The following is a 21,405-nucleotide window of genomic DNA, read 5'->3' as shown; positions in this document are numbered from 1 at the left end:
TATCGGTGTTCGGTTAGTATACATAAAATAACCCGCCGGGCCTATGCCTGACGGGTTATTTTATGTGACTTCCACAGCATGCTATAGATTTTAATCATGATAGCAGTTAGCTATCCAATAAAGACAACGGCATCTTTACGCTGAAATGCAGTGGGTAGTTCTTCCACAAGCGGATCGACATTTTCAAAGAAGTACTCTTTATCTGTATTCTTTAAATTAATGGCTGCCCACTTCTTTAATTGATTTAGCTCCTCAAGAATGATTGGCAATTCCTTTTCAGTTACATTAACACCTGATTCAAAAAGTTCTATCCATCTTAAACCTAAGACTTGAATTCCGGGTATCCAACATTTTCTGAAGAAAGGTAAATAAGCAACTTGAATGTAGAACCGACTTTCAAAGTCATTTTGTGGATTATCAATTTGCACACTAATTGCCATATATTACTTCCCTCCTCCGAAGGTGGCGCTAAATTTATAATCAGGAAATTCCTGTCTAAGATCATTGAGTGCGTTCTCAGTGCCTTGCCTTAATTCTAAAGAATCTGCATCCAGTCTGAAAACAAATTCCCGAAAATTTCTGATAAGTTCAATATCCGGTACTATTTTTAGAAATGCAATTTTTTCATTCCTTTCTATTCATTATGAGAATGAGTATTCCCTGAAGGGAAGCTAGCCCTTACGTAATTATCTTGCGCGGCGGTCAACTCCAAATAAAGTAATAAACTAAAGTGTTCTTTAAGGATCTTACACACTCGCCTTAATAAAAATACAAATATTTACTATACGTGTCCAGACAATAATACCTATATGTGTAATAAATATAACGTATAACATTAAATGCTTTTTATCCCAGTAAGTGAATAAGTTACTTGTTGTATATAGAACGTGGTCATAATACAACAAATGTTCTTATTTTGCGGGAGATCAATTATGCAAATAGCTATTGGTCAAACCGTCGGGATTTTATATCAAGCAAAGAGTGAGGAGATTACTCAGTGAAAGATTGAGGGGTTCGGGATACGTGACGGCTGCATTCGGGCGACCTATCTGAGCACAGACGTGCCACGTGTGTTTTTGACCGCCAATATACTCGCATGGCAACAAGTACGTAAATGAGCCACGGCATGAGCACTGTTAACAACAAGCTTTTATCATCGCCATAGAGGAGCGCACCATGCTTCGCGACTACATTCTCCTGTCGTACATGGTACTAAGGTTGAGAAGAGTCTTGCAGATATAGAGTACTCCACAAATATCCTCAAGCGGTTGCACTCAATGGCTGGGGATGCTGTTCTAACCCGGATCATTCAGTATTAATACCGGCTTCAAAGGGAATTTAAGCAACGCAACATTAAAATTTAACGAGGAACATACTGATTTTTTCGTCTACCAACACATTTATCGGAGTATGAGGAGCGGTTTCCGATGACACATCGGAGGTTGGCGTGCTGCTAAAAGAGCATTCCAGACAGTCAAGATGATGGACTCTATAATCAAGCCCTGCTGGCCATAATGGTCTGCAGGGCTGTTTATCGTTTTTTAGTTGTCTTTTAATTCATTGTAAATTTTTTCGACATCCGTAATGTTCTTCTCCTTGATAAGTCTCAGTGCTTCTTTATATTTGTCTTTGTCGTCACCAGTATAGAGTTCAATTGAATCTTCCAATGTACCCTCGACAAACAGCCCATTTATAGGCTGTATCTGCCGGTTTCCTTCCAGCCATCGTCTGGCTATTATGGATAGCATTAGCGCCGCCTGCGTGTTTTGACCAGTGCAGCACAGGGATAACCTGGAAGGCTATTTTTATCTTCTATATTTTGCGCACATGATTTTTGATAGTGTAAGTTTAGTAAAGTATGAAGCTAAGACCAAAACTGTTAATATCACCAACTAAATAACTTGTTTGATCCTGTGCAAAATGTTAAGCTCATGAGAGTCATGCTCCTGATATACATCAGAGCAACAATATGAAATCACAAAATAATCACTAGGTTAACACATGGAAACATCTTTAACTTAATGGAGGAACAGCGTGGCAAAAGCGAAGGTGGCCAAACGGCCGACAAGAGATGAATTTGTGCTGGAGGAAATTGGCAATCAACTGACAGAAGCCATGCAGGAAGCCTCCGAGATATTATTGACGGTATGGGGCAAAGAAGAGGAGGTGCGGGGGACTATTGTCGGTATGGACCCGCGGACCGGCAAGGTGCATGTAAGCTATAATGAGGAGCTGATCAAAGTTCCTTTTATGGATATTATGGCTATGAATTATCCCAGAGATTGAAGAATGGAAGCCTAGGGCTGCAGGAAAGGTCGATGAGGGATGTCAATCACCAAAACCAATGCGATGCGGATTCTGGATACCCGGAACATCGCCTATGAGGTTCATCAGTACGACAACGAGGACGGCCAGATTCACGGGACGGCGGTAGCGGAGAAGATTAATCTGCCCCCGGAAACGGTCTATAAGACGCTGGTCGCGCACAGCGGTGCGAATCTGTATGTATTTGTAATCCCTGTTGCTGAAGAGCTGGATCTGAAAAAAGCCGCCAAAGCGGCGGGCGAGAAGAAGATCGAGATGCTTCCGGTAAAAGAGCTGCTGAAATGGACGGGCTACGTACGCGGTGGCTGTTCACCGGTAGGGATGAAAAAGCTCTATCCGACCTTTATCGACAGCAGCGCCGTGGAGCTGGCAACGATAGCCGTCAGCGCCGGGAAGATCGGCATGCAGATGGAGCTTCAGCCGAACCAGCTTGCCGGGGCCCTGGACGCCCGGTTCAGTGAATTAATTAAATAGCAGTAGAGCGAGTATACTTTCTGTACTAAAAAAAGCAGTGGCCGATGCAACCGTGCATCCGGCTCACTGCTTTTTTTGCTGCTTCGCTGTCCGCTTAGAAATGGGCCGCGAGCAGGCCCAAATATTCCTTGAGCGCCGTTCCGGTATTGCTCATCGCTCCGGGAGAAGGCGAGAATTTGGCAGGATACAGGGAGCCTCCCCGGCTTGCGGCATAATCTGTAGGATAGGCAAGCGGAGATAGTCCGGCATTCTTGAACAGAACCATAGCGCGCGGCATGTGAAAGCCCGAGGTGACCAGCACGGGCCGGCTGAGCCCTTTAGCCTTCATGAGTGCCGCTGTATTTATGGCATTCTGTTCGGTGTTGAGCGACTGGTTCTCGGCCAGAATGTCGCCCTCCGGTATCCCGAGGGCGATTAGCTGCCGCTTGGCGATATCCGCTTCATTGCCGGAGTCGGCAAACACCTGGCCTCCAGAGAACAGGATTGGCAGTCCAGTCTGGCGGTACAGCCGGACTGCGGTCAGCAGCCGGTTCGCCGCCGAACCGTACAGATTACCTTCCCCGTCCATATCCGGCGTGCCGGAGGAGGCTCCTCCGCCCAGGACAACAATGACATCACCCGCGGGTTTTTTCGGCTGATCATATTGCCGTTCCAGACTGCCGATCAGCAGGTCGCCAATGAGAGGCGTCATGGAGAGGTAGAGCAGCAGGGTAACGCCAAGCAGCACCAGCGCCGGACGGCGGCGGCTCCGCCACAGCCAGACCGTAAGGCCGAGCAGCAGCACGACGAAGAGGCCCGGCGGCAGCACGAAGCTGTAGAGAAATTTTATAACATAGATCATCTGGTTCACCCGCCCTTATGTATAATTGCTGGTTGTATTGTAACATGATCAGGGAAAGACTCCCAAGCAGCAGGGATACTATGAAAGGTATAGTGCTTCATTGCAAGGAAAATTCTAGGCCTGAAAGCCGCAAAAATCTTAAAACTTTGCTGCTTTGGGACGATGAATATAATATAACAAAATATTCCTTTGGAGGGTTGATAGATGAATCTGATAACAGCAGCATTAAATTCCTCTCCTGCATCGCGTTCAGTACAAACGAGAAGCAACGCTATTCCCGGTTCGTACTCAGTTGCTTTTAAAGATACACTCGCTGCTGCCAGCAGATATGAATCCAATGAGGCCAAAGTAATCTCCGAAAAGTACGGGCTTTCTGTTGGAGTCGAGGCTATTGCAAAGAATGAAAACGACATTGTAAGACGTGGAACATCAGGAAATCTGCAGGATGTGGTGATTGCGCCGGATATTTTGCAGCAAATGAAGACTGATCCCGCATTGAAAGAGAAGATATACGGGTATATCAACTATTACACCACTGAGGATCGGCAAGCTTTTGACCAATTGGAGCAAATAGGAGGCGTGAAAATCGTTGGCCGCAGTCTGATTGTCCATGAGGACGGGACCTACACGATCTGGTCTGCAGGTGTAACATCGCCTGAAGAGGTGGGAAAAGGAAAGAAAATAGAAGCGGAGAAGCAAAAAGAAAAAGCACAAAAAGCTCGTCAAGCTGCTGAGGAGCTTCAAGAAGCTGAAGCAGTGAGCTCAAGCTATTCTATGTATCCTTTTCAGAGGATCACTACCGCTCCTATTTACTCTCCAGGAGTTATGTCTGCTCAGGAATGGGGGCAGCAGTACGTTCCGCTTAAAGGGAGAAAGTTCACGGATATGATTTGATTGCTGGGCAGGGTAAAGGCAGTCTGCAGGATCTGAATGAGATCCGGGCGGACTGCCTTTTAATCCCACTTATTCATTAATAGGGAGGGATGGCAGGTGCGGAAGATGCAGGCGCATCAGCAGTACAGTGTTTTTATGGGCATCATTCTGTCCGGCTACAATTTAGCAGACAAGCTCTACGGTGGAGTATACATTGTGCTGATGAGTCTGAAGGGGCTTGATCCTTTTCAGATCAGTGTGATTTTTGCTGTGTCATCCCTGTCACTTGCGGTCTTTGATTACCCTAGCGGCAATCTGTCCGACATTTATGGAAGGAAGCGGATCACTGCCATCGGATTTGTGGCTTGGGGTGTGGGGCTGGGGCTGTTTGCGGCGGCGGGCAGCCTTGTTCTGTTTGTGGTCTCGGCGGTCATGATGTCCCTCGGCATCGCGCTGATTTCTGGTTCTCCGCAGGCGTGGTATATAGATAAGCTTGAGGATCTGGGCATGCCGGATTATAAAAATATAGCCCTGCCCAGGCTGAACGGCTACGTCTCATCTTTCGGAGTGGCTGGCGCATTGCTGGCGGCGCTTTTAAGCGGCTTTCACCTTTATTTCCCGGTGGCTGTTGCCGGAGTGTTTGCAGTGGGCATTGGGGTCTATGTCTGGCTCCGCTTTACCGATAATTACGGGACCCGGAGCGAGAGCAATATTGTCCGTGAGGTCTATGCCACAACGGCCGCTTTCGTCAAAGATTCCAGCATGCGGCGGATTTTGCTCCGCAGTATCTTTACGCATGGGGCGCTGCTTGCTTTTCTGCTCACCTGGCAGGTGTATGGGGTGAACAAGCTGCAGCTTCCGGTCAGCACTTTGGGTGTTCTGCTGGTGCTTTTTATGGCGGTGATCAGTGTGGCGAGCTTTTTTGTAGCTTTTTTGGCGAAAAGACAGGTGCCGGCAGTCAAAATCATTGTCAGCGGAACCGTGGTATCCGCTCTGGGACTGCTGCTTGTAGCCATATTCCCAAATCCAGCGGTGTTCATCGGCGGTCTGATCCTGTTCGAGTTCGGACTCGGCATGGAATTCTCATCGTTCAGCGCCTGGGTGCAGGACTTCATTCCCCGCTCCAAAAGAGCGGCCTTCTCCTCCGGTTTATCAGCCTTGAAATCTCTTGCAGGCGGCGTCATTACCCTGCTGCTGGGGGTTCTGACCGGGAAGCTGGGTTATACCTTCATCTGGTGTCTGGCCGCAGCAAGTCTGCTGTTATCGAATGTGGCACTGGTCTATTTCCTTGCCGGTGCCCGGAAGGACAGCCGCTCTATATAATGAATATCGACTTGAGTTCAAGCAAGCCAGGAGGCCTCCCATGGGATGTCTTCTGGTTTTTTGTGTTAATTGATCCCCCATTACAGCCATTTCATCGCCCAAGCCTCCACGTGACACAGCGCCTCGCCAAGCTCCTGACCTTTGGTTGTCAATGAATATTCGGTCCTTACCGGCCGGTCAGGTATTACCTTGCGATTCAGCAAACCGCACTCTTCAAGCTCCTTCAGCCGTTCATTCAGCACGCGTTTGCTTAGATCGGGAATGAAGGCATGAAGCTCGCTGAACCGCTTCGGACCTTCATTCAGCACGTGGATGATCAGGTTGACCCATTTCTTCCCGATGATTTGATGGACATGCTCCACCTTGGCAAGCAGCTTGAAATCCTGTGACATGCTTGTTCCTCTTCTCACACAGTTATTATTAATATCCCACTAACTATAACACAGTGAAAAGTTCGTGAAAATAAGTACTTTTTGTAATTGTCAAAATGATGTTGACGAATGAATTCTACAGTCGTATGATGTGTGATATAAAGTTTGTGAGTAATAATAAGTAACCTTATAAATAAAAGATAACAACGGGAGGAATGAAAGTGGAATCATCAACATTTGTACTTTTTGGCGCAACGGGGGATTTGGCAAAACGAAAAATCTATCCCGCTCTATATAATTTGTTCGCAGACGGCAAGCTTTCCGGTCCACTCTCGGTCATCGGTCTGGGCAGAAGAGCACTGACGAATGAAGCCTTCCAGGCAGGAGTGCTGGATTCGCTGCACACCTTCTCACGGCGCGCGGTAGAGGACTCGCCGGAGCTGCAGAGCTTTTTGCAGTCTTTTGAATATAGCGTGCTGGATGTTGGACATCCCGAGGATTACCGGAAGCTGCTTGAACATGTGCTCCGCCGTGAAGAGCAGCTCAGTCTGCCGCAGAACCGGATGTTTTATCTATCGGTAGGACCGGAGTTTTTCGGCGAAATTGCCGCTAATATTAATGCAAGCGGACTCGGCGACACGAAGGGCTGGAAACGCCTGGTCATCGAGAAGCCGTTCGGCACGGATCTGCAGTCGGCGCGGGTGTTGAATGACAGCCTGAGCGCTGCTTTTGCAGAAGAGGAAATTTTCCGCATCGACCATTTCCTGGGCAAACCGATGGTGCAGAACCTGGAAGTGCTGAAATATTCCAATCCTGTGCTGAGAGCTTTGTGGCAGAACCGCTATATCGCCAATGTACAGATTACCGCCAGTGAGACGGTTGGTGTTGAGGAACGCGCAGGTTATTACGACAAAGCAGGTGCTTTGCGCGATATGTTCCAGAACCATATGCTTCAACTGGTAATGATGATGGCGATGCAGCTGCCAAAAGGCAGTACGCCGGAGGATGTCCGCAGCAAGAAACGGCATGTCATCCGTTCTGTCCGTCCGCTGCTTACGGAGGAGCTGGCGCAGAATGTGATCCGCGGGCAATATGCCGAAGGTGAAATCAAAGGCCGCCCTGCTGCTGCCTATACTTCCGAGCCGGGGATTAAGCCGTCTTCGCAGAATGAGACCTATATTGCGGCACGCCTCTTTATTGATGATCCGATGTGGGATGAGGTGCCTTTCTATATCCGTACCGGGAAACGCATGAAAGAGAAATCGACACGGATCGTAATTGAGTTCAAGGAACCGTTCAATGACTTGCACAACCTGAACAGACTGAATCTGGACCCGAACCTGCTGGTAATTGAAATTGGTCCCGGCGAAGGCATCTCGCTGCAGCTCAATACAAAAAATCCGCGCCAGCACGGTGAGCTCGCACCGGTCAGCATCAAGCATGATTCGGCAAATCCGGATTTGCCGGAGGCTTACGAGAACCTGATTTACGATGCGCTGCTGGGAGACGCCACTTTTTTTGCCCATTGGGACGAAGTGGAGTTGTCATGGCAGTGGGTTCAGCCTATAATCGAAGCGACAACGGATGGGAAGCTTCCGCTTCATCTCTATCCGGCGGGCTCGAATGGCCCGCAAGCGGCGGATGAGCTGCTTGGAGATGCGCACTGGTGGCTGGATGACCCGGAACCTGATGCACTAAGCGCAGACGATGCCACGGATGAAGCGATGATTCGGCCCGGGGCATAACAGAAGAACTACTAATCACATTCGGAGGGGTTATCAATGAAGGTTGGATTAATCGGACTAGGAAAAATGGGGTATAATCTCGGACAAAATCTGCTGGAGCACGGTCATGAGGTTGTGGCCTTTGACGTGAACAGCGCAGCAGTAGCGGAGCTTGAAGCCAAAGGAGCAGCCGGAGCAGGGAGCCTGACTGAGCTTGCTGCGAAGCTGGATTCTCCGCGAATCGCCTGGATCATGGTTCCGCATACGTTTGTCGATTCTGTCATTGCCGAGCTGACACCGCTGCTGTCCAAGGGCGATATTATTATCGAAGCCGGAAATTCCCACTACAAGGAGTCGATTCGCCGTCATCAGGAGCTTGCGGAGCAGGGCATCTATTTCCTTGACGCCGGTACCTCCGGCGGGATGGAAGGCGCACGCAATGGGGCCTGCTATATGGTCGGCGGCGATGAGGAGGCTTGGGCAATTGCCGAGCCGCTTTTCCGGGATACGTCTGTAAAGGACGGATATTTATATGCCGGCAAATCCGGCAGCGGCCATTTTCTGAAGATGGTCCACAACGGAATTGAGTACGGGATGATGGCTGCCATTGGAGAAGGCTTTGAGGTGCTGGAAAAAAGCGGCTATGATTTTAATTTTGAAGAAGTGGCCCGGGTATGGAACAATGGCTCCGTCATCCGTTCTTGGCTGATGGAGCTGGTTGAACGCGCCTTTTCGAAGGATGCCAAGCTGGATGAAATCAAGGGTATTATGCATTCCTCCGGGGAAGGCAGATGGACGCTGGAGACCGCGTTTGACCTGCAGGCGGCTACGCCGGTTATTGCCATGTCGCTGCTGATGCGCTACCGGTCGCTGGAGACTGACACGTTTACCGGCAAGGTCGTTGCCGCCCTGCGCAATGAATTCGGCGGCCATGCCGTGGAATCGAAGCAGTAAGCAAGATAGCGGCGCCCCAAACAAGAAGACCAGCATTTCCCGGCTTTACGGAGATATGCTGGTTTTTTGGTGTGTCAGGTTCTTTTTTATATAGCGAAATTATCAATTGACAACATTTATGGATGGGTTTAACATATGAATTGCTCATAGTAAATCCCAAAAAAAGGCATAATCGGGTGAGGGAATTTGAATGTCTGAAGCTGATTTTGAGTACCAGGAGAAGATTAGAAAGCTCGCCGTGAAGATCGTGAAGCATTATCGGGGGAAAGGGCCGGAGAATGTGAAGGTGAAGCTGGACAACGAGTCGCAGATCACAATTGAGATCAGGGGCATCCTCTCCAGTCTGTCGGAAATTCTGGTGAAGGAAGGCGCTCTCGATCTCGTCGCAGAATATTGGAAAGTGCTTAAGCCTTATTTGGAACGGGGTTTTATGGAGGAAATGATAGAGACGATAGGCTGCCGGTTTACATATTCCTGGAGGCTGTGCGATCTGTCTCAGGAAGACCGGACCGTTATCATACAACTTAATAAATCGGTTTGATTAGAGAGAAAGAGCTTGGTTTCTTCGCTTTTTAATAAGCCAGTACACGGTGTACCCGAGAGTACGCTTTGTATTGGCTTATTTTTTTGTTTGCATAGATTGTGTGATAAATCACAAGGAGAGGTGCTATCGGATGGAAAACAAAGTATTAACGGTGTGCCCGTATTGCGGAAGCGGGTGCCAGATGTATTTGCTTGTGGAGGATGGGCAGGTCGTAGGCGCAGAGCCTGCAAATGGCAGAACCAATGAGGGGAACCTGTGTCTGAAGGGGCATTATGGATGGGATTTCTTAAATGATCCGCAATTGCTGACCGCACGTCTCCGTAAGCCGATGATCCGCAAAGAGGGGGTTCTGGAAGAGGTATCTTGGGACGAGGCCATTCAGTTCACGGCGGAGAAACTTACGGCAATAAAGGAGAAATATGGCCCGGATGCAATTATGGGAACGGGTTCGGCCCGGGGCCCCGGCAATGAAGCCAATTATGTGATGCAAAAGTTCATGCGGGCGGTCATTGGCACGAACAATATCGACCACTGTGCCAGGGTCTGTCATGGGCCTTCTGTTGCCGGTTTGACCTATTCACTCGGCGATGGGGCGATGTCGAATTCCATTCCTGAAATTGAAGACACCGACCTGCTGCTGATCTTTGGATATAACGCCGCTGTTACCCATCCGATTGTCGCCAGAAGAATTGTAAAAGCGAAGCAGAAGGGGGCGGCGCTGATCGTGGCCGATCCAAGGAAGACCGAATCGGCCAGAATTGCCGATACCTGGCTGCCGCTTAAGGGCGGAACGAACATGGCGCTGGTGAACGCTTTTGGGCATGTGCTTATTGAAGAGGAGCTGTATGACAAGGATTATGTCTCTAAATTTGTGGAGGGCTTCGCCGATTACAAGGCCGGTGTGCAGAAGTATACGCCTGAATATGCAGAGCGGATTACCGGGGTAAAAGCGGCGGAAATCCGCAAGGTCATGCGTCAATACGCCAAGTCTCCCAAGGCGATGATCCTTTACGGTATGGGCGTATGCCAATTCTCCCAGGCGGTGGATGTGGTCAAGGGATTGGCCTCGCTGGCTTTGCTGACCGGTAATTTCGGCAGACCGGGCGTCGGAATCGGTCCCGTGCGCGGCCAGAATAATGTGCAGGGCTCTTGTGACATGGGTGCACTGCCGAATGTCTATCCCGGCTACCAGCCGGTTACGGATGCCAAAGTCCGTAAGAAATTCGAGAAAGCCTGGGGCGTTCAACTGCCGGGCAAGGTTGGATACCGTCTGACAGAGGTGCCTCATCTCATCCTGAAGGAGAATAAGGTGAAGGCTTATTACATCTTTGGTGAAGATCCGGTGCAGAGCGATCCGAATGCCGCCGAGCTGCGGGAAGCGCTGGATAAGCTGGAACTTGTGATTGTGCAGGATATCTTTATGAACAAAACGGCCCTCCATGCCGACGTGATCCTGCCCGCCACTTCCTGGGGCGAGCATGACGGGGTCTATTCCTCGGCTGACCGGGGCTTCCAGCGCATCCGCAAAGCCATTGAGCCGCCGGGTGAGGTGAAGCCGGACTGGCAAATTATCAGCGAGGTATCCACGGCGATGGGGTATCCGATGGCCTACAGGAATTCGGAGGAAATCTGGGATGAGATGCGCAGCCTGGCCCCAAGCTTCACCGGAGCCAGCTACAGCAAGATGGAAGCTCTCGGGGGTGTTCAGTGGCCCTGTCCTTCCGAGGACCATCCAGGAACACCGTATTTGTATAAAGGCAATCAGTTTACTACGCCGAGCGGCAAGGGGCAATTGTTTGCGTGTGAATGGAGGGCCCCGCTGGAGCAGCCGGACGCTGAATATCCGCTGACCCTCTCCACCGTCCGTGAGGTTGGACATTACTCAGTGCGCACGATGACCGGCAACTGCCGGGCGCTCAGCAGCCTGTCCGATGAACCGGGAAACATCCAGATCAGTCTGGAGGATGCCGCAGGGCTTGATATTGAGGACGGTGAGCTGGTCCGTGTCTGTTCGCGCCGGGGGCAAATTGTGGCCAGGGCACAAATAAGCAGCCGGATTAATCAAGGCGCAACCTATATGACCTATCATTTCTGGATTGGAGCCTGCAATGAGCTGACAGCCGACTCTCTTGATCCAGTCTCGAAAACGCCGGAATATAAATACTGCGCGGTCCGGGTCGAAGCAATCCGTGACCAGAAGCGGGCAGAAACGCAGGTCCGCGAGCAGTATGCGGCGCTTCGCAAGGAGATGGGGGTGGTACAGAAATGAACAACGTGCAGCTAGGTTCATTGGTCATTGCCGAGGCGGCCAAATGCATCGGCTGCAAGGCCTGCGAACTGGCCTGCTTCGCGGTGCACAACCGTGACAACGGAGTAGGTGCCGCAGTCGGAACGGTCACGATCCCGGTTCTGCCCAGGCTGTATGTAATCCGCACGGACAGCTTCACGATGCCGGTTCAATGCCGGCAATGTGAGAACGCTCCTTGCGCGGGGGCGTGTCCGGTCCAGGCGATCCGGCAGGAGGATGGGGTGATTAATATTGATACCGGTGCCTGTATCGGCTGCAAGGCCTGTGCACTCGCCTGCCCGTTCGGGGCGATCAGTCTCTACAAGGCTTACAGCGGCGGTGAAGAGCTTCCGCAGGCACGCTTAGAGGAACGGCAGAGTGGAAGGCTGCACCGCAAGACCAGGATTATTGCGTACAAATGTGACCTGTGCAGAAATACCGAATTGGGCGGAAATTCTGGTACCGGTGGATTGGCTGCTGCTGAAGATTCCATAACTCAGACGCTGCGCAGCGGGGACCCGCTTCCCGCCTGTGTCTCGAGCTGTCCGACAGGGGCGCTGGTGCTTGCAAGCCCGGGACCCGGGAAGCATAAACGGAGAAAAGAAGGGTTGATCTGCGATGCCATACAGTGATCCTATTATTAACATTGATGCGGACTTGTGCACGGGCTGCCGGAGATGCGCATCCGTTTGTCCTGTGGATGCTGTCATCGGCGAGCCGGGCAAGCCGCAAACCATTGACGTCCACCGCTGCGTCATCTGCGGCCAGTGTGTGCAGATTTGCACCGCTTATGCCGGGAGCAGCCTGGAGTCTGAAGACTTCCATGCGGCTAAAAGGCAGCAGCGTGGGCAATTGTCCACCGTACGCGAGCCCCTGTTCGCCGCCTACTCCGCCGGTCAAGTGCGGGAGGTCAAACTTGCGCTTGCCGATTCCAGGCTTCATAAGGTGGTGCAGTGCGCTCCGGCCATCCGCGTCTCCCTGGCTGAGGAATTTGGCTTGCCGCTGGGTACGCTGACTCCCGGGAAGATGGCTGCGGCGCTGCGGCGGCTGAATTTCGACCGGATTTATGATACGAATTTTGGCGCCGACGTAACGATTATGGAGGAAGGCTCGGAGCTGATTGGCAGGCTGTTATCCGGTGAACATCTGCCGATGTTCACCTCCTGCTGTCCGGCCTGGGTCAAGCATGCAGAGACAGTGGCGCCGGGGCTGCTTGAACACCTGTCAAGCTGCAAGTCGCCGATGCAAATGGCCGGGGCGCTCATCAAAACCTACGGAGCGAAGCAGGATGGGGTTGATCCGGCGGATATTTACAGTGTGGGGGTTATGCCTTGCACCTGCAAGGAGTTTGAATGCAGCCGGGAAGAAATGGAGGTAGACGGACACCGGGAGGTGGATGTTGTTATCACCACCAGAGAGCTGGCCCACTTAATCAAGGATGCGGGCATTGATTTCGTGAACCTGCCCGATGAGCCGTTTGATTCGCCGCTGGGCAAGTATTCCGGGGCAGGTTCGATCTTTGGTGTCACGGGAGGCGTCATGGAAGCGGCGATCCGCACGGGCTATGAACTGGTTACGCATGAGAAGATCCCGAGCCTGCAGCTCGATTTTGTCAGGGGTGAGGAAGGGATTCGGACGGCTGCGGTGCAGCTTGGCGACCTGGAGCTGAAGGTGGCTGTTGTGGCCGGGCTCCAGTATGTATCCGCCATTCTGAATCAAGTTAAGGCTGGCAGCTGCCCCTATCATTTTATTGAAGTCATGGCTTGTCCTGAAGGCTGCGTCAGCGGGGGCGGTCAACCCAAGCTGCTCCTGGAGAGCCTGCGCAAGGCGGCTTACCAGGCCAGAAAAAGCTCCGTCTATCGTCACGACACCCATCAGCAGGTGCGGAAATCACATGAGAATCCGGCCATTATTAAGCTATACAAGGACTTCCTGGGTGAGCCGCTGGGCCATACCTCCCATCACCTGCTGCACACCGCGTTTCATTCCAGGCAGAAGACTATGACCTTACCAAATGTAAGCGTGAAGGAGGAGTAAAATGAACAGCTTTGTTCTTGCCGATACTGGTCTGTGCATTGGCTGCCATACCTGTGAAGTCGCCTGTGTTACTGCCCATTCCCCCAAAGATATGTTCCTGCAGCAAGCGGACAGCCCGAACTTTTATCCGCGGCTGAGGGTAACGGAGAACAATGTGGTTACTGCCCCGTTGCAGTGCCGTCATTGCGAGGATGCGCCATGCGCGAATGTATGCCCGAACGGTTCAATAATAAATAAGGACAATAGTATTTCTATCAACCAGGATACTTGTATCGGTTGTAAAACCTGCATGCTGGTGTGTCCATATGGAGCCATTGCGATGGTTCCGGCCTACAAAGACGGGGATAAGCAATATCAGGCCGGTCTGCGTTCGAACGCAGGGGGGATCTGGGCGCGCAAGGAGCGGCTGGTTGCCAGTAAATGCGATTTGTGCGAGGAGAGAGAAAGTGGTCCCGAGTGTGTACGGGTTTGTCCTACCCATGCGCTTCAGCTTGTGGCGCCAAGCCAGGTGGCGGAGAGCATCTCTGCCAAGAGGCTCGCCAGTGCGCAGACGCTGCAGCAGTTCGGCGGATTGATCCGTTACTGATCGTAACTTTTTAGGAAGCAAGGTGAATTTTTTGTCCCAGACATTGACTGATTCCTTTGGCCGTTTACACAATTATGTGCGAATTTCGGTCACGGACCGCTGCAATCTTTCCTGCCAATACTGCATGCCTGATAAAATCATTAGAGCGGCTACGCAGTCCCCGCCGCTTACGTTTGACGAAATATCCTCAGTCGTGTCCGTACTTGCTGACATGGGCGTAACCAAGGTGCGGCTTACCGGCGGGGAACCGCTGCTGCGTCCCCGGCTGGAGGAGCTGGTGGCCAGGCTGCATGATATTTCCGGCATTCGCCGCATTGGGCTGACCACCAACGGACTGCTGCTGTCCTCCAAAGCAAGGGCGCTGCGCGAAGCCGGGCTGACTGATGTTAACATCAGTCTGGATTCCCTGCAGGCGGAACGGTTCGCGAGGATCACAGGGGGCGGCGATGTCAGCCGGGTGCTCCACGCCATCGGTGCCAGCCTGGAGGCCGGTGTGGAGTGGGTGAAGGTTAATGTCGTCGTCATGCAGGGGGTAAATGACGATGAGATTGAATCTTTTTTGCAGCTTACGCTAAGATATCCGCTGCAAATCCGTTTTATTGAGTACATGCCGATCGGTAGGAGTATTGAAGGATGGGAAGCCGGATATATGCCGCTTGCCGGAATTCTGGAGCGCTGTGCCAGAGCGGGGTGGGAGGTTGAACCGGTCCTGACAGATCAGGCTGGGACTAAATCCATCTATGCTCCCTATGATGCTGCGGATTCTGGTCCTGCCCGTTATTACCGTATCACCGGAGCGGTGGGGCAATTCGGACTGATTGATCCCGTCAGCAACCATTTCTGCAGGTCCTGCAATCGGCTGCGGATCACAGCGGGCGGACATATCAAGCCATGCCTCTACTGGAATGACGAATGGAATGTTAGGCCGTACATCGGGAAGGATGAGCTGCTTAAGCAATTGTTCCTTCGCTCACTGGAGGGGAAGCCTGTCCGGCATGAGATGGGGCAACGGGGCACGGGCTTCGGGCTTGAACAGACTCTTCTGAGCAGTACAATCCGCCAAATGTCGCAGATTGGCGGGTGAAGGGGGATGCCTGAATATCAAGCAGCCTTCCGCATGGAAAGGGATTCCCTTGGCAGTCTGCCCGTCCCTCTCGATGCTTATTATGGAATTCATACCGCACGGGCGAGGGATAATTTCGCAGCCGGCGGGCGTCCAGCTAACCTGAAGCTGATGTGGGCACTGGTTCTGGTCAAAAAAGCCGCGGCGAAGGTGAACGGACGAAACGGGAGCTTGCCTGAGCAAAAGGTGCAGGCGATTCTTGACGCTTGCGATGATATCCTGAAGGGTCATCTGGACGCTCATTTTGTGGTGGACGCCTATCAGGGCGGAGCGGGAACCAGCAGCAATATGAATGTGAACGAAGTGATTGCGAACCGGGCGATTGAGCGGCTGGGAGGGAGCAAGGGCGATTATAGCATCGTCCATCCGCTCGATGATGTGAACCTCTATCAATCGACGAACGATGTTTATCCGACTGCACTGCGTATCGCTGTAATAAAGCTGCTGCGGCAATTGGCCGGTGAGCTCGCTTCCCTTCAGGAGGCGTTCCAGGCGAAAGAACACCAGTATGCGGATCTGCTGAGACTCGGGCGGACTGAGCTGATGGATGCCTTGCCGATTCTCGCCGGACAATCCTTCGGCGCTTACGCCAAGGCGGTCGCCCGCGACCGCTGGCGGCTGTACAAGGCGGAGGAGCGGCTGCGGGAAATCAATCTTGGCGGTACGGCTGTTGGTACAGGAATGAACGCTCCGCTTGCCTATGTTTATGCTGTAGCCGACGAGCTGCGCGAAATGACCGGTCTCGGACTCAGCCGCAGTGATTTTCCAATGGATGTGACACAGAATATGGATGTATTTGTGGAAGTGTCGGGTCTGCTAAAAGCGGCGGCGGTGAATTTGCTGAAAATATCGGGTGACTTCCGGCTGCTGTCCTCCGGTCCTGCCGGGGGGATTGGCGAATACCTCCTGCCAGCCATGCAGGCCGGTTCCTCCATCATGCCCGGCAAAGTAAATCCTGTGATCGCCGAGATGCTAAGCTCTGTGGCGATGCGGGTCATTGCCAATGATACGCAGGTAACCCTGGCGGCAGCAAGCGGTCAGCTGGAGCTGAACGCATTTACGCCTGTGCTGGCCGAAGCGCTGTTGGAATCCCTTGAGCTGCTGCTGCGTGCGCTCCCGCAGTTTCGGGAACGCTGTGTCAGCGGCCTTACGCTGGATGAAGCCCGGTGCCGGGAGCATGTGGAGCATTCGGGGGTGATGGCTGCGGCTATAATATCCTATCTCGGATATGACACTGCAGCGGAGCTGGCCGGAGCCGCCGCGACTTCAGGGCGTTCACTGAATCAGCTTCTGCTGGAGCGGGGATTCATGACAGAGGAGCAGATTGCCAGAATTCTGCATCCGCTGGAGGTGACCAAGCCGGGCATCCCCGGCCATAGCGGGTGATCCGGCGTTTAACCATAAAGGAGGGTTTCAGTGAGATGGGCTTGAACGATACACCGCGCGGAGAAAGACCGCATATCGCCGTTTTCGGCCGTCGCAATGCCGGAAAGTCGAGTCTGATTAACATTTTTTGCGGACAAGGGGTTTCTATTGTATCCCCTGAAAGCGGCACAACGACGGACCCGGTTTATCAGCCTATGGAGCTGCTGCCGGCAGGTCCCGTTCTGCTGATAGACACCGCCGGACTTGACGACAATGGGGAATTGGGGCAGCAGCGTATCCGTAAAACAATGAATGTGCTGAATAAAACCGATCTGGCACTTTTAATCATTGACGCTGCCGCCGGAGCCGGTGATTTCGAGCAGGGACTGCTGCGGACGATTACAGCGGCAGGGCTTCAAGTGATGATTGTATTAAATAAAATAGATTTAATTGCTGCTGGTCCGCAAGCGCAGAACGACCTTTGCAATGAAACGGCCGCACGGCTGGAATCGGGACCTTCTGTTAAGGTGATGCCTGTCAGCACGGTCAGCGGTTACGGAATGGAAGCCTTGAAGCAAGCCGTGGCTGGAGCACTGGCGAAGGAGGAGGAACGTTTCCGTCTTGTCGGAGATCTGCTGGAGCCGGGGGATGTCGCTGTGCTGGTGGTTCCGATTGACAAGGCCGCCCCCAAGGGCCGGCTGATTCTGCCCCAGCAGCAGACGATCCGCGATATTATGGAGTGTGATGCAGTTGCTGTTGTAACCAAAGAACAAGAGCTAAGGCACACGCTTGAGCAGCTGGCCTGCAAGCCGCGTCTGGTCATTACGGATTCGCAGGTGTTTCTGAAGGTCCAGGCGGACACTCCAAGAGATGTGCCGCTTACGTCATTCTCGATCCTGTTCGCCCGCTATAAAGGCGATCTTCCCCGGCTGGTAAGCGGTGTGCGCTCAATCAGCAGGCTGAGGGATGGGGATCGGGTACTGATTGCCGAGGCCTGCACACATCATAGGCAGTCAGATGATATCGGTTCTGTGAAGATTCCACGCTGGCTGCGGGAGATCACGGGCAGGCAGCTCATTATCGAGCATGCTTCAGGCAGTGAGCTCCCGCCAGAGCTGGAAAGATACTCGCTGATCATTCACTGCGGCGCCTGCATGCTGAACCGCAGGGCCATGCTGCTCAGATTGGAGGAGGCTTGTGCTGCCGGGGTACCGATTGTGAATTACGGTGTGTTTATTGCTTTTGTCCAAGGTGTATTTCCCCGGGCGATTGAAATGTTCCCTTCAGCTATGCTGGCCTGGGAGAATACCATAAAATAACAGTTATCTAGTAACATTTGTAACAGACTTGGAAACTATAAATTGATAAATATAGTATGAAAGCGTTTTTAATAACATCAACTGGGGGAATGTTTGTGAAAAACGTAACAAAATTATTGCTGGTAGCTGGTATTTCATTGGCGGTTGTAGGGATTGGCAATAGCGGGGCACTGAACAATGTGTCTTCGGCAGCTAGTGCGCCGCTCAAGGTAGGACGGGTAGAAGCAGCAGCACATGGCAAGAAATGCTTCACGGTGGCTGTTGCAGTCGTTCAAAATGGAGTGATCGTCGCCGCTTCGCTGGATGATTATCAATTCCTGAGCTCAGATGTGGCAAAGGGAGTTCCGAACTCCGACTCGGATTTCGGCCAGAATTACAAAGATCCGAAGATGGTCCTGGCTTCGAAGAAGGCCAATGCCAAATATTACAGCGAGCACATGAAAGAAGAAGCCAAATCGACGGTTTCTTATGACAAGAACATGGCTGCCATTGAGAAATATGCGACCGGCAAAACGATAAAATCGCTTGAAGCTACGCTTAGCAATAAGAGCAAAGAGCAGATGGTTGACGCTGTCAGCGGGGCCACACTTGTAGATACCCAAGGCTATCTGAAAGCGATTCTGGATGCGGCCAAGGCTGCCAAGTAATTGCCTGCTTCGATAATCCGATAAGATGAAATACGGCCCCTTCACGGCTATGCTGGCTGCGAAGGGGTCTTTATGTGTTATAGGCAGCTCAAAAGCGAAGATCTCTTTCGCCTGCGCGGATACGCTGCAGCTGCTTCCGGGTAGCGTTCCGAACACCTTCCTTGGGGATACGCTCCAGATTGTCCCGGATCGTCTGCTCGCCGATGGCCCGCATCTCCTCGTCAGCATAATCAAGCAGATATTCCTGAAAGGTCATAAGCGAATTCGGCTGGCAGACATTGTGAATCTGGCCCGATTTCGCCAGCTGCATGAAGCGGTCTCCGGTGCGTCCTTCCCTGTAACAAGCGGTGCAGTAGCTGGGGACGTAACCGTCTTTGCACAGGTTTTTGACGATTTCCATAGGAGAGCGGTGATCCCCTACAGTGAACTGCGGCGCTTCTTCTTTGTGTTTGTTGACACTGTATGCACCCACACCGGTGGCGGAACCAGCGCTGATCTGTGAGATGCCGAGCTTGATAATCTGATCACGGAACTCCGAATCTTCACGCGTGGAGAGGATCATTCCCGTGTAGGGAACAGCCATTCTGAGCACGGCGACGATTTTGGCAAAATCATGATCGCTGACAAGATACGGGTAGCTGTCCAGACTTACATTCTCGGCTGCGCGCAAACGGGGGACGGAGATAGTGTGCGGGCCGCAGCCAAAGGCTTGCTCCAGATGCTCAGCATGCTTAAGCATGGCTATCGTTTCGTACTTGTGGTCGTAAAGGCCGTACAGAACGCCGATGCCGACATCGTCAATTCCCGCATTCATGGCCCGGTCCATCGCCGTTGTGTGCCAATCGTAATCATTTTTGGGGCCTTCGGGATGGTAATAACGGTAGCTGGGCCGGTGATACGTCTCCTGAAACAGGATGTAGGTTCCAATGCCGGCCTCGGCCAGCCTCCGGTAATCCTCTTCGGTGGTCGCCGCGATATTGACATTAATCCGCCGGATGCTGCCATTGTCCAGAGTGGTATCGTAGATGGTCTGAATGCAGTCAATAATATAATCAATTGAGCAGTTGCGCGCATCCTCGCCAGCTTCAAGCACGAGCCGTTTATGTCCAAGGGATTGCAGCACTTTGACCTCCTCGGCAATTTCGGCGGAGTTCAGACGGCTGCGCGCAAACTCCGAATTGGAATGCTTGTACCCACAATATACACAATTATTAACACAGTAGTTGCTGACGTAGAGCGGAGCGAAGAGGACGATCCGGTTGCCGTAAATCTGCTCCTTGATTCCTCGCGATACCTGATAGAGCTGCAGCAGCGTGTCCTCATCCTCCACATTTAGAAGGACTGCCGCCTCGCGGGAGCTTAAGCCCTTGCAGTCCTTTGCTTTTTCCAATATGGCAGCTACCGTTGCACTGTCGGCTACCGCCTCTGCGCCATATGCTAAATCTTCTATAATGTCTTCATCTCGAATAAAATCTGCCGGCCGACGTTCATTCACCTTGCTCATTCGTATCCACTTCTTTCTGGATTATCTTTTGGATCAGGGAATCAGATGTTCTTCATGGACGCGGGAGAGATGCCTCAAGCTGTCTCCCCGTCCCATATCGACATAGAAGCCGGCGGACTCGATCCGCTGCTCCAGACAGACTCTGCATTGTGCGGATTCGTCGCCCGTACAGATTTTGTTATTGTACAGCATATATTTGGGCCGGACAGACAGTGGGGAGAGGTTCGGCATCACTACATTCGCACCCGCCTGCAGCGCCAACTCCCGTCCATTCGGGTGCGCGGTGCCCATCGCCGTCGTCGCCGGAATCAAGGCCTGCGGCACCATCAGCCTCGCTAGTGCAATCATGTCCAGCGTGTTCTCAATCGTTCCGGGCGGCTCGTCCTTTAAGGGTGTGGCATTATGCGGCAAAAAAGGGCCGATGCCGATCATGTCAGGCTGCAGCTGCTGCAAATACAACAGATCCTCCGCCAAATCCGCAAAGGTCTGCCCCGGCAGACCGACCATGAAGCCGGCCCCGATCTGGTAGCCAATCCTTTGCAGTGCGCCGAGACGCTCACGGCGGTTCTCATAGCCCATCGTCGGATGGAGCGCCCGGTACAGCTCGGGAGAAGCCGTTTCATGGCGCAGCAAATAACGGTCTGCTCCAGCTTCGAACAGACGTGTATACGTTTCGTCGTCCCGCTCTCCAATGGAGAGTGTCACAGCAGCGTCCGGGAACAACTGCTTAATGGAGGTGATCAGGAGCACCAGCTTTTCCGCAGTGTACCAGTCATCCTCTCCGCTCTGCAGCACAAAGGTGCGGTAGCCCAGCATGTAGCCTTCACGGCAGCATTCCAGTATTTCTTCAGGCAGCAGACGATAGCGGCTAAGGCTTTTGTTGCCGGAACGTAATCCGCAGTACAAGCAGTTTTGCTTGCAAATATTTGAAAATTCAATCAGACCGCGCAAATAGACCCTCGTTCCGTAGGCCTGCAGTCTGCTCTGATGGGCAAGATCACGCAGCCGCCTTCGGAGCTTCCCGTCCAGATGGCTGAGCAGCAGGATCAACTCCTGCTTTTCCAATGAACCGCCAGCCGCTAAATGTTCCAATAGATGATGCGTGTTA

General features: G+C 52.3%; 21 protein-coding genes. 15 read left to right on the top strand and 6 right to left on the bottom strand.

All coding sequences use genetic code 11. From position 1 onward, the window contains the following. Positions 1-110 precede the first annotated feature (110 nt). Together AC0LWN_RS04335 and AC0LWN_RS04330 are read right to left on the bottom strand one after the other, a co-directional pair. Positions 111-440 carry a hypothetical protein gene (locus AC0LWN_RS04335; RefSeq protein WP_474663365.1) on the bottom strand — a complete coding sequence of 110 codons (330 nt, stop codon included), beginning with the start codon at positions 438-440 and terminating at the stop codon, positions 111-113. Between the two features lie 1,101 nt (positions 441-1,541). Beyond that, positions 1,542-1,748, bottom strand: coding sequence for a hypothetical protein (locus AC0LWN_RS04330; protein WP_474663364.1), 207 nt, complete (start codon positions 1,746-1,748; stop codon positions 1,542-1,544). A gap of 286 nt (positions 1,749-2,034) precedes the next feature. Here AC0LWN_RS04330 and AC0LWN_RS04325 point away from each other — a divergent pair, with 286 nt between their 5' ends. After that, on the top strand, positions 2,035-2,286 hold the full coding sequence (locus AC0LWN_RS04325; RefSeq protein WP_474663363.1) for a YolD-like family protein: 252 nt from the start codon (positions 2,035-2,037) through the stop codon (positions 2,284-2,286). A gap of 39 nt (positions 2,287-2,325) precedes the next feature. Further along, positions 2,326-2,799 (top strand): Cys-tRNA(Pro) deacylase, encoded by a 474-nt coding sequence (gene ybaK / locus AC0LWN_RS04320; protein ID WP_474663362.1) that lies wholly within the window; start codon positions 2,326-2,328, stop codon positions 2,797-2,799. Positions 2,800-2,893: 94 nt separating this feature from the next. Here the strand turns inward: ybaK and AC0LWN_RS04315 are convergent, their stop codons facing one another. After that, a complete protein-coding gene (locus tag AC0LWN_RS04315) occupies positions 2,894-3,640 on the bottom strand; it encodes a YdcF family protein (protein ID WP_474663361.1) in 747 nt (248 codons plus the stop codon). Between the two features lie 204 nt (positions 3,641-3,844). Here AC0LWN_RS04315 and AC0LWN_RS04310 point away from each other — a divergent pair, with 204 nt between their 5' ends. Together AC0LWN_RS04310 and AC0LWN_RS04305 are read left to right on the top strand one after the other, a co-directional pair. Continuing rightward, positions 3,845-4,534 carry a DUF6033 family protein gene (locus AC0LWN_RS04310; RefSeq protein ID WP_474663360.1) on the top strand — a complete coding sequence of 230 codons (690 nt, stop codon included), beginning with the start codon at positions 3,845-3,847 and terminating at the stop codon, positions 4,532-4,534. Between the two features lie 105 nt (positions 4,535-4,639). Further along, the gene (locus tag AC0LWN_RS04305; protein ID WP_474663584.1) at positions 4,640-5,836 is read left to right on the top strand and encodes an MFS transporter; all 1,197 of its coding nucleotides are present in this window, start codon (positions 4,640-4,642) and stop codon (positions 5,834-5,836) included. An 80-nt stretch (positions 5,837-5,916) separates the two neighbouring features. On the opposite strand, the gene AC0LWN_RS04300 is transcribed toward AC0LWN_RS04305, so the two are convergent. Continuing rightward, positions 5,917-6,228 (bottom strand): winged helix-turn-helix transcriptional regulator, encoded by a 312-nt coding sequence (locus AC0LWN_RS04300; protein WP_474663359.1) that lies wholly within the window; start codon positions 6,226-6,228, stop codon positions 5,917-5,919. Positions 6,229-6,428: 200 nt separating this feature from the next. Between AC0LWN_RS04300 and zwf the strand changes: the two genes are divergently transcribed. From zwf to AC0LWN_RS04245, 11 genes are all read left to right on the top strand, one after another. Then, positions 6,429-7,952: a glucose-6-phosphate dehydrogenase gene (zwf, locus tag AC0LWN_RS04295; RefSeq protein ID WP_474663358.1), complete on the top strand. Its 1,524-nt coding sequence runs from the start codon at positions 6,429-6,431 to the stop codon at positions 7,950-7,952. Between the two features lie 36 nt (positions 7,953-7,988). Then, entirely contained in the window at positions 7,989-8,885 is an 897-nt protein-coding gene (gene gnd, locus AC0LWN_RS04290; RefSeq protein WP_474663357.1) for a phosphogluconate dehydrogenase (NAD(+)-dependent, decarboxylating), read from the top strand. 190 nt (positions 8,886-9,075) lie between these two features. Continuing rightward, entirely contained in the window at positions 9,076-9,426 is a 351-nt protein-coding gene (locus AC0LWN_RS04285) for a Na-translocating system protein MpsC family protein (protein WP_474663356.1), read from the top strand. Between the two features lie 133 nt (positions 9,427-9,559). Further along, the gene (gene fdhF / locus AC0LWN_RS04280) at positions 9,560-11,698 is read left to right on the top strand and encodes a formate dehydrogenase subunit alpha (RefSeq protein ID WP_474663355.1); all 2,139 of its coding nucleotides are present in this window, start codon (positions 9,560-9,562) and stop codon (positions 11,696-11,698) included. Beyond that, positions 11,695-12,348 (top strand): 4Fe-4S dicluster domain-containing protein, encoded by a 654-nt coding sequence (locus AC0LWN_RS04275; protein ID WP_474663354.1) that lies wholly within the window; start codon positions 11,695-11,697, stop codon positions 12,346-12,348. Before fdhF ends, AC0LWN_RS04275 begins: the two co-directional genes overlap by 4 nt. After that, a complete protein-coding gene (locus AC0LWN_RS04270; protein WP_474663353.1) occupies positions 12,335-13,753 on the top strand; it encodes a [FeFe] hydrogenase, group A in 1,419 nt (472 codons plus the stop codon). The genes AC0LWN_RS04275 and AC0LWN_RS04270 overlap by 14 nt, the downstream gene beginning before the upstream one ends. A gap of 1 nt (position 13,754) precedes the next feature. Further along, entirely contained in the window at positions 13,755-14,339 is a 585-nt protein-coding gene (locus tag AC0LWN_RS04265) for a 4Fe-4S dicluster domain-containing protein (RefSeq protein WP_474663352.1), read from the top strand. A 31-nt stretch (positions 14,340-14,370) separates the two neighbouring features. Beyond that, positions 14,371-15,423, top strand: coding sequence for a GTP 3',8-cyclase MoaA (gene moaA / locus AC0LWN_RS04260; protein WP_474663583.1), 1,053 nt, complete (start codon positions 14,371-14,373; stop codon positions 15,421-15,423). 6 nt (positions 15,424-15,429) lie between these two features. Further along, on the top strand, positions 15,430-16,848 hold the full coding sequence (locus AC0LWN_RS04255; RefSeq protein WP_474663351.1) for an aspartate ammonia-lyase: 1,419 nt from the start codon (positions 15,430-15,432) through the stop codon (positions 16,846-16,848). A gap of 35 nt (positions 16,849-16,883) precedes the next feature. Next, positions 16,884-18,146, top strand: coding sequence for a [FeFe] hydrogenase H-cluster maturation GTPase HydF (gene hydF / locus AC0LWN_RS04250; RefSeq protein WP_474663350.1), 1,263 nt, complete (start codon positions 16,884-16,886; stop codon positions 18,144-18,146). A gap of 95 nt (positions 18,147-18,241) precedes the next feature. Then, positions 18,242-18,793, top strand: coding sequence for a hypothetical protein (locus AC0LWN_RS04245; RefSeq protein WP_474663349.1), 552 nt, complete (start codon positions 18,242-18,244; stop codon positions 18,791-18,793). Positions 18,794-18,881: 88 nt separating this feature from the next. On the opposite strand, the gene hydG is transcribed toward AC0LWN_RS04245, so the two are convergent. Continuing rightward, complete coding sequence (gene hydG / locus AC0LWN_RS04240) at positions 18,882-20,297, bottom strand: [FeFe] hydrogenase H-cluster radical SAM maturase HydG (protein ID WP_474663348.1); 1,416 nt, start codon at positions 20,295-20,297, stop codon at positions 18,882-18,884. A 33-nt stretch (positions 20,298-20,330) separates the two neighbouring features. Beyond that, entirely contained in the window at positions 20,331-21,389 is a 1,059-nt protein-coding gene (hydE, locus tag AC0LWN_RS04235) for a [FeFe] hydrogenase H-cluster radical SAM maturase HydE (protein WP_474663347.1), read from the bottom strand. Positions 21,390-21,405 lie beyond the last annotated feature (16 nt).

It is taken from the genome of Paenibacillus sp. sgz302115, assembly GCF_056120445.1.
The sequence above is the reverse complement of the archived record's forward strand: the minus strand, read 5'-3'. Positions and strand labels throughout refer to the sequence as shown.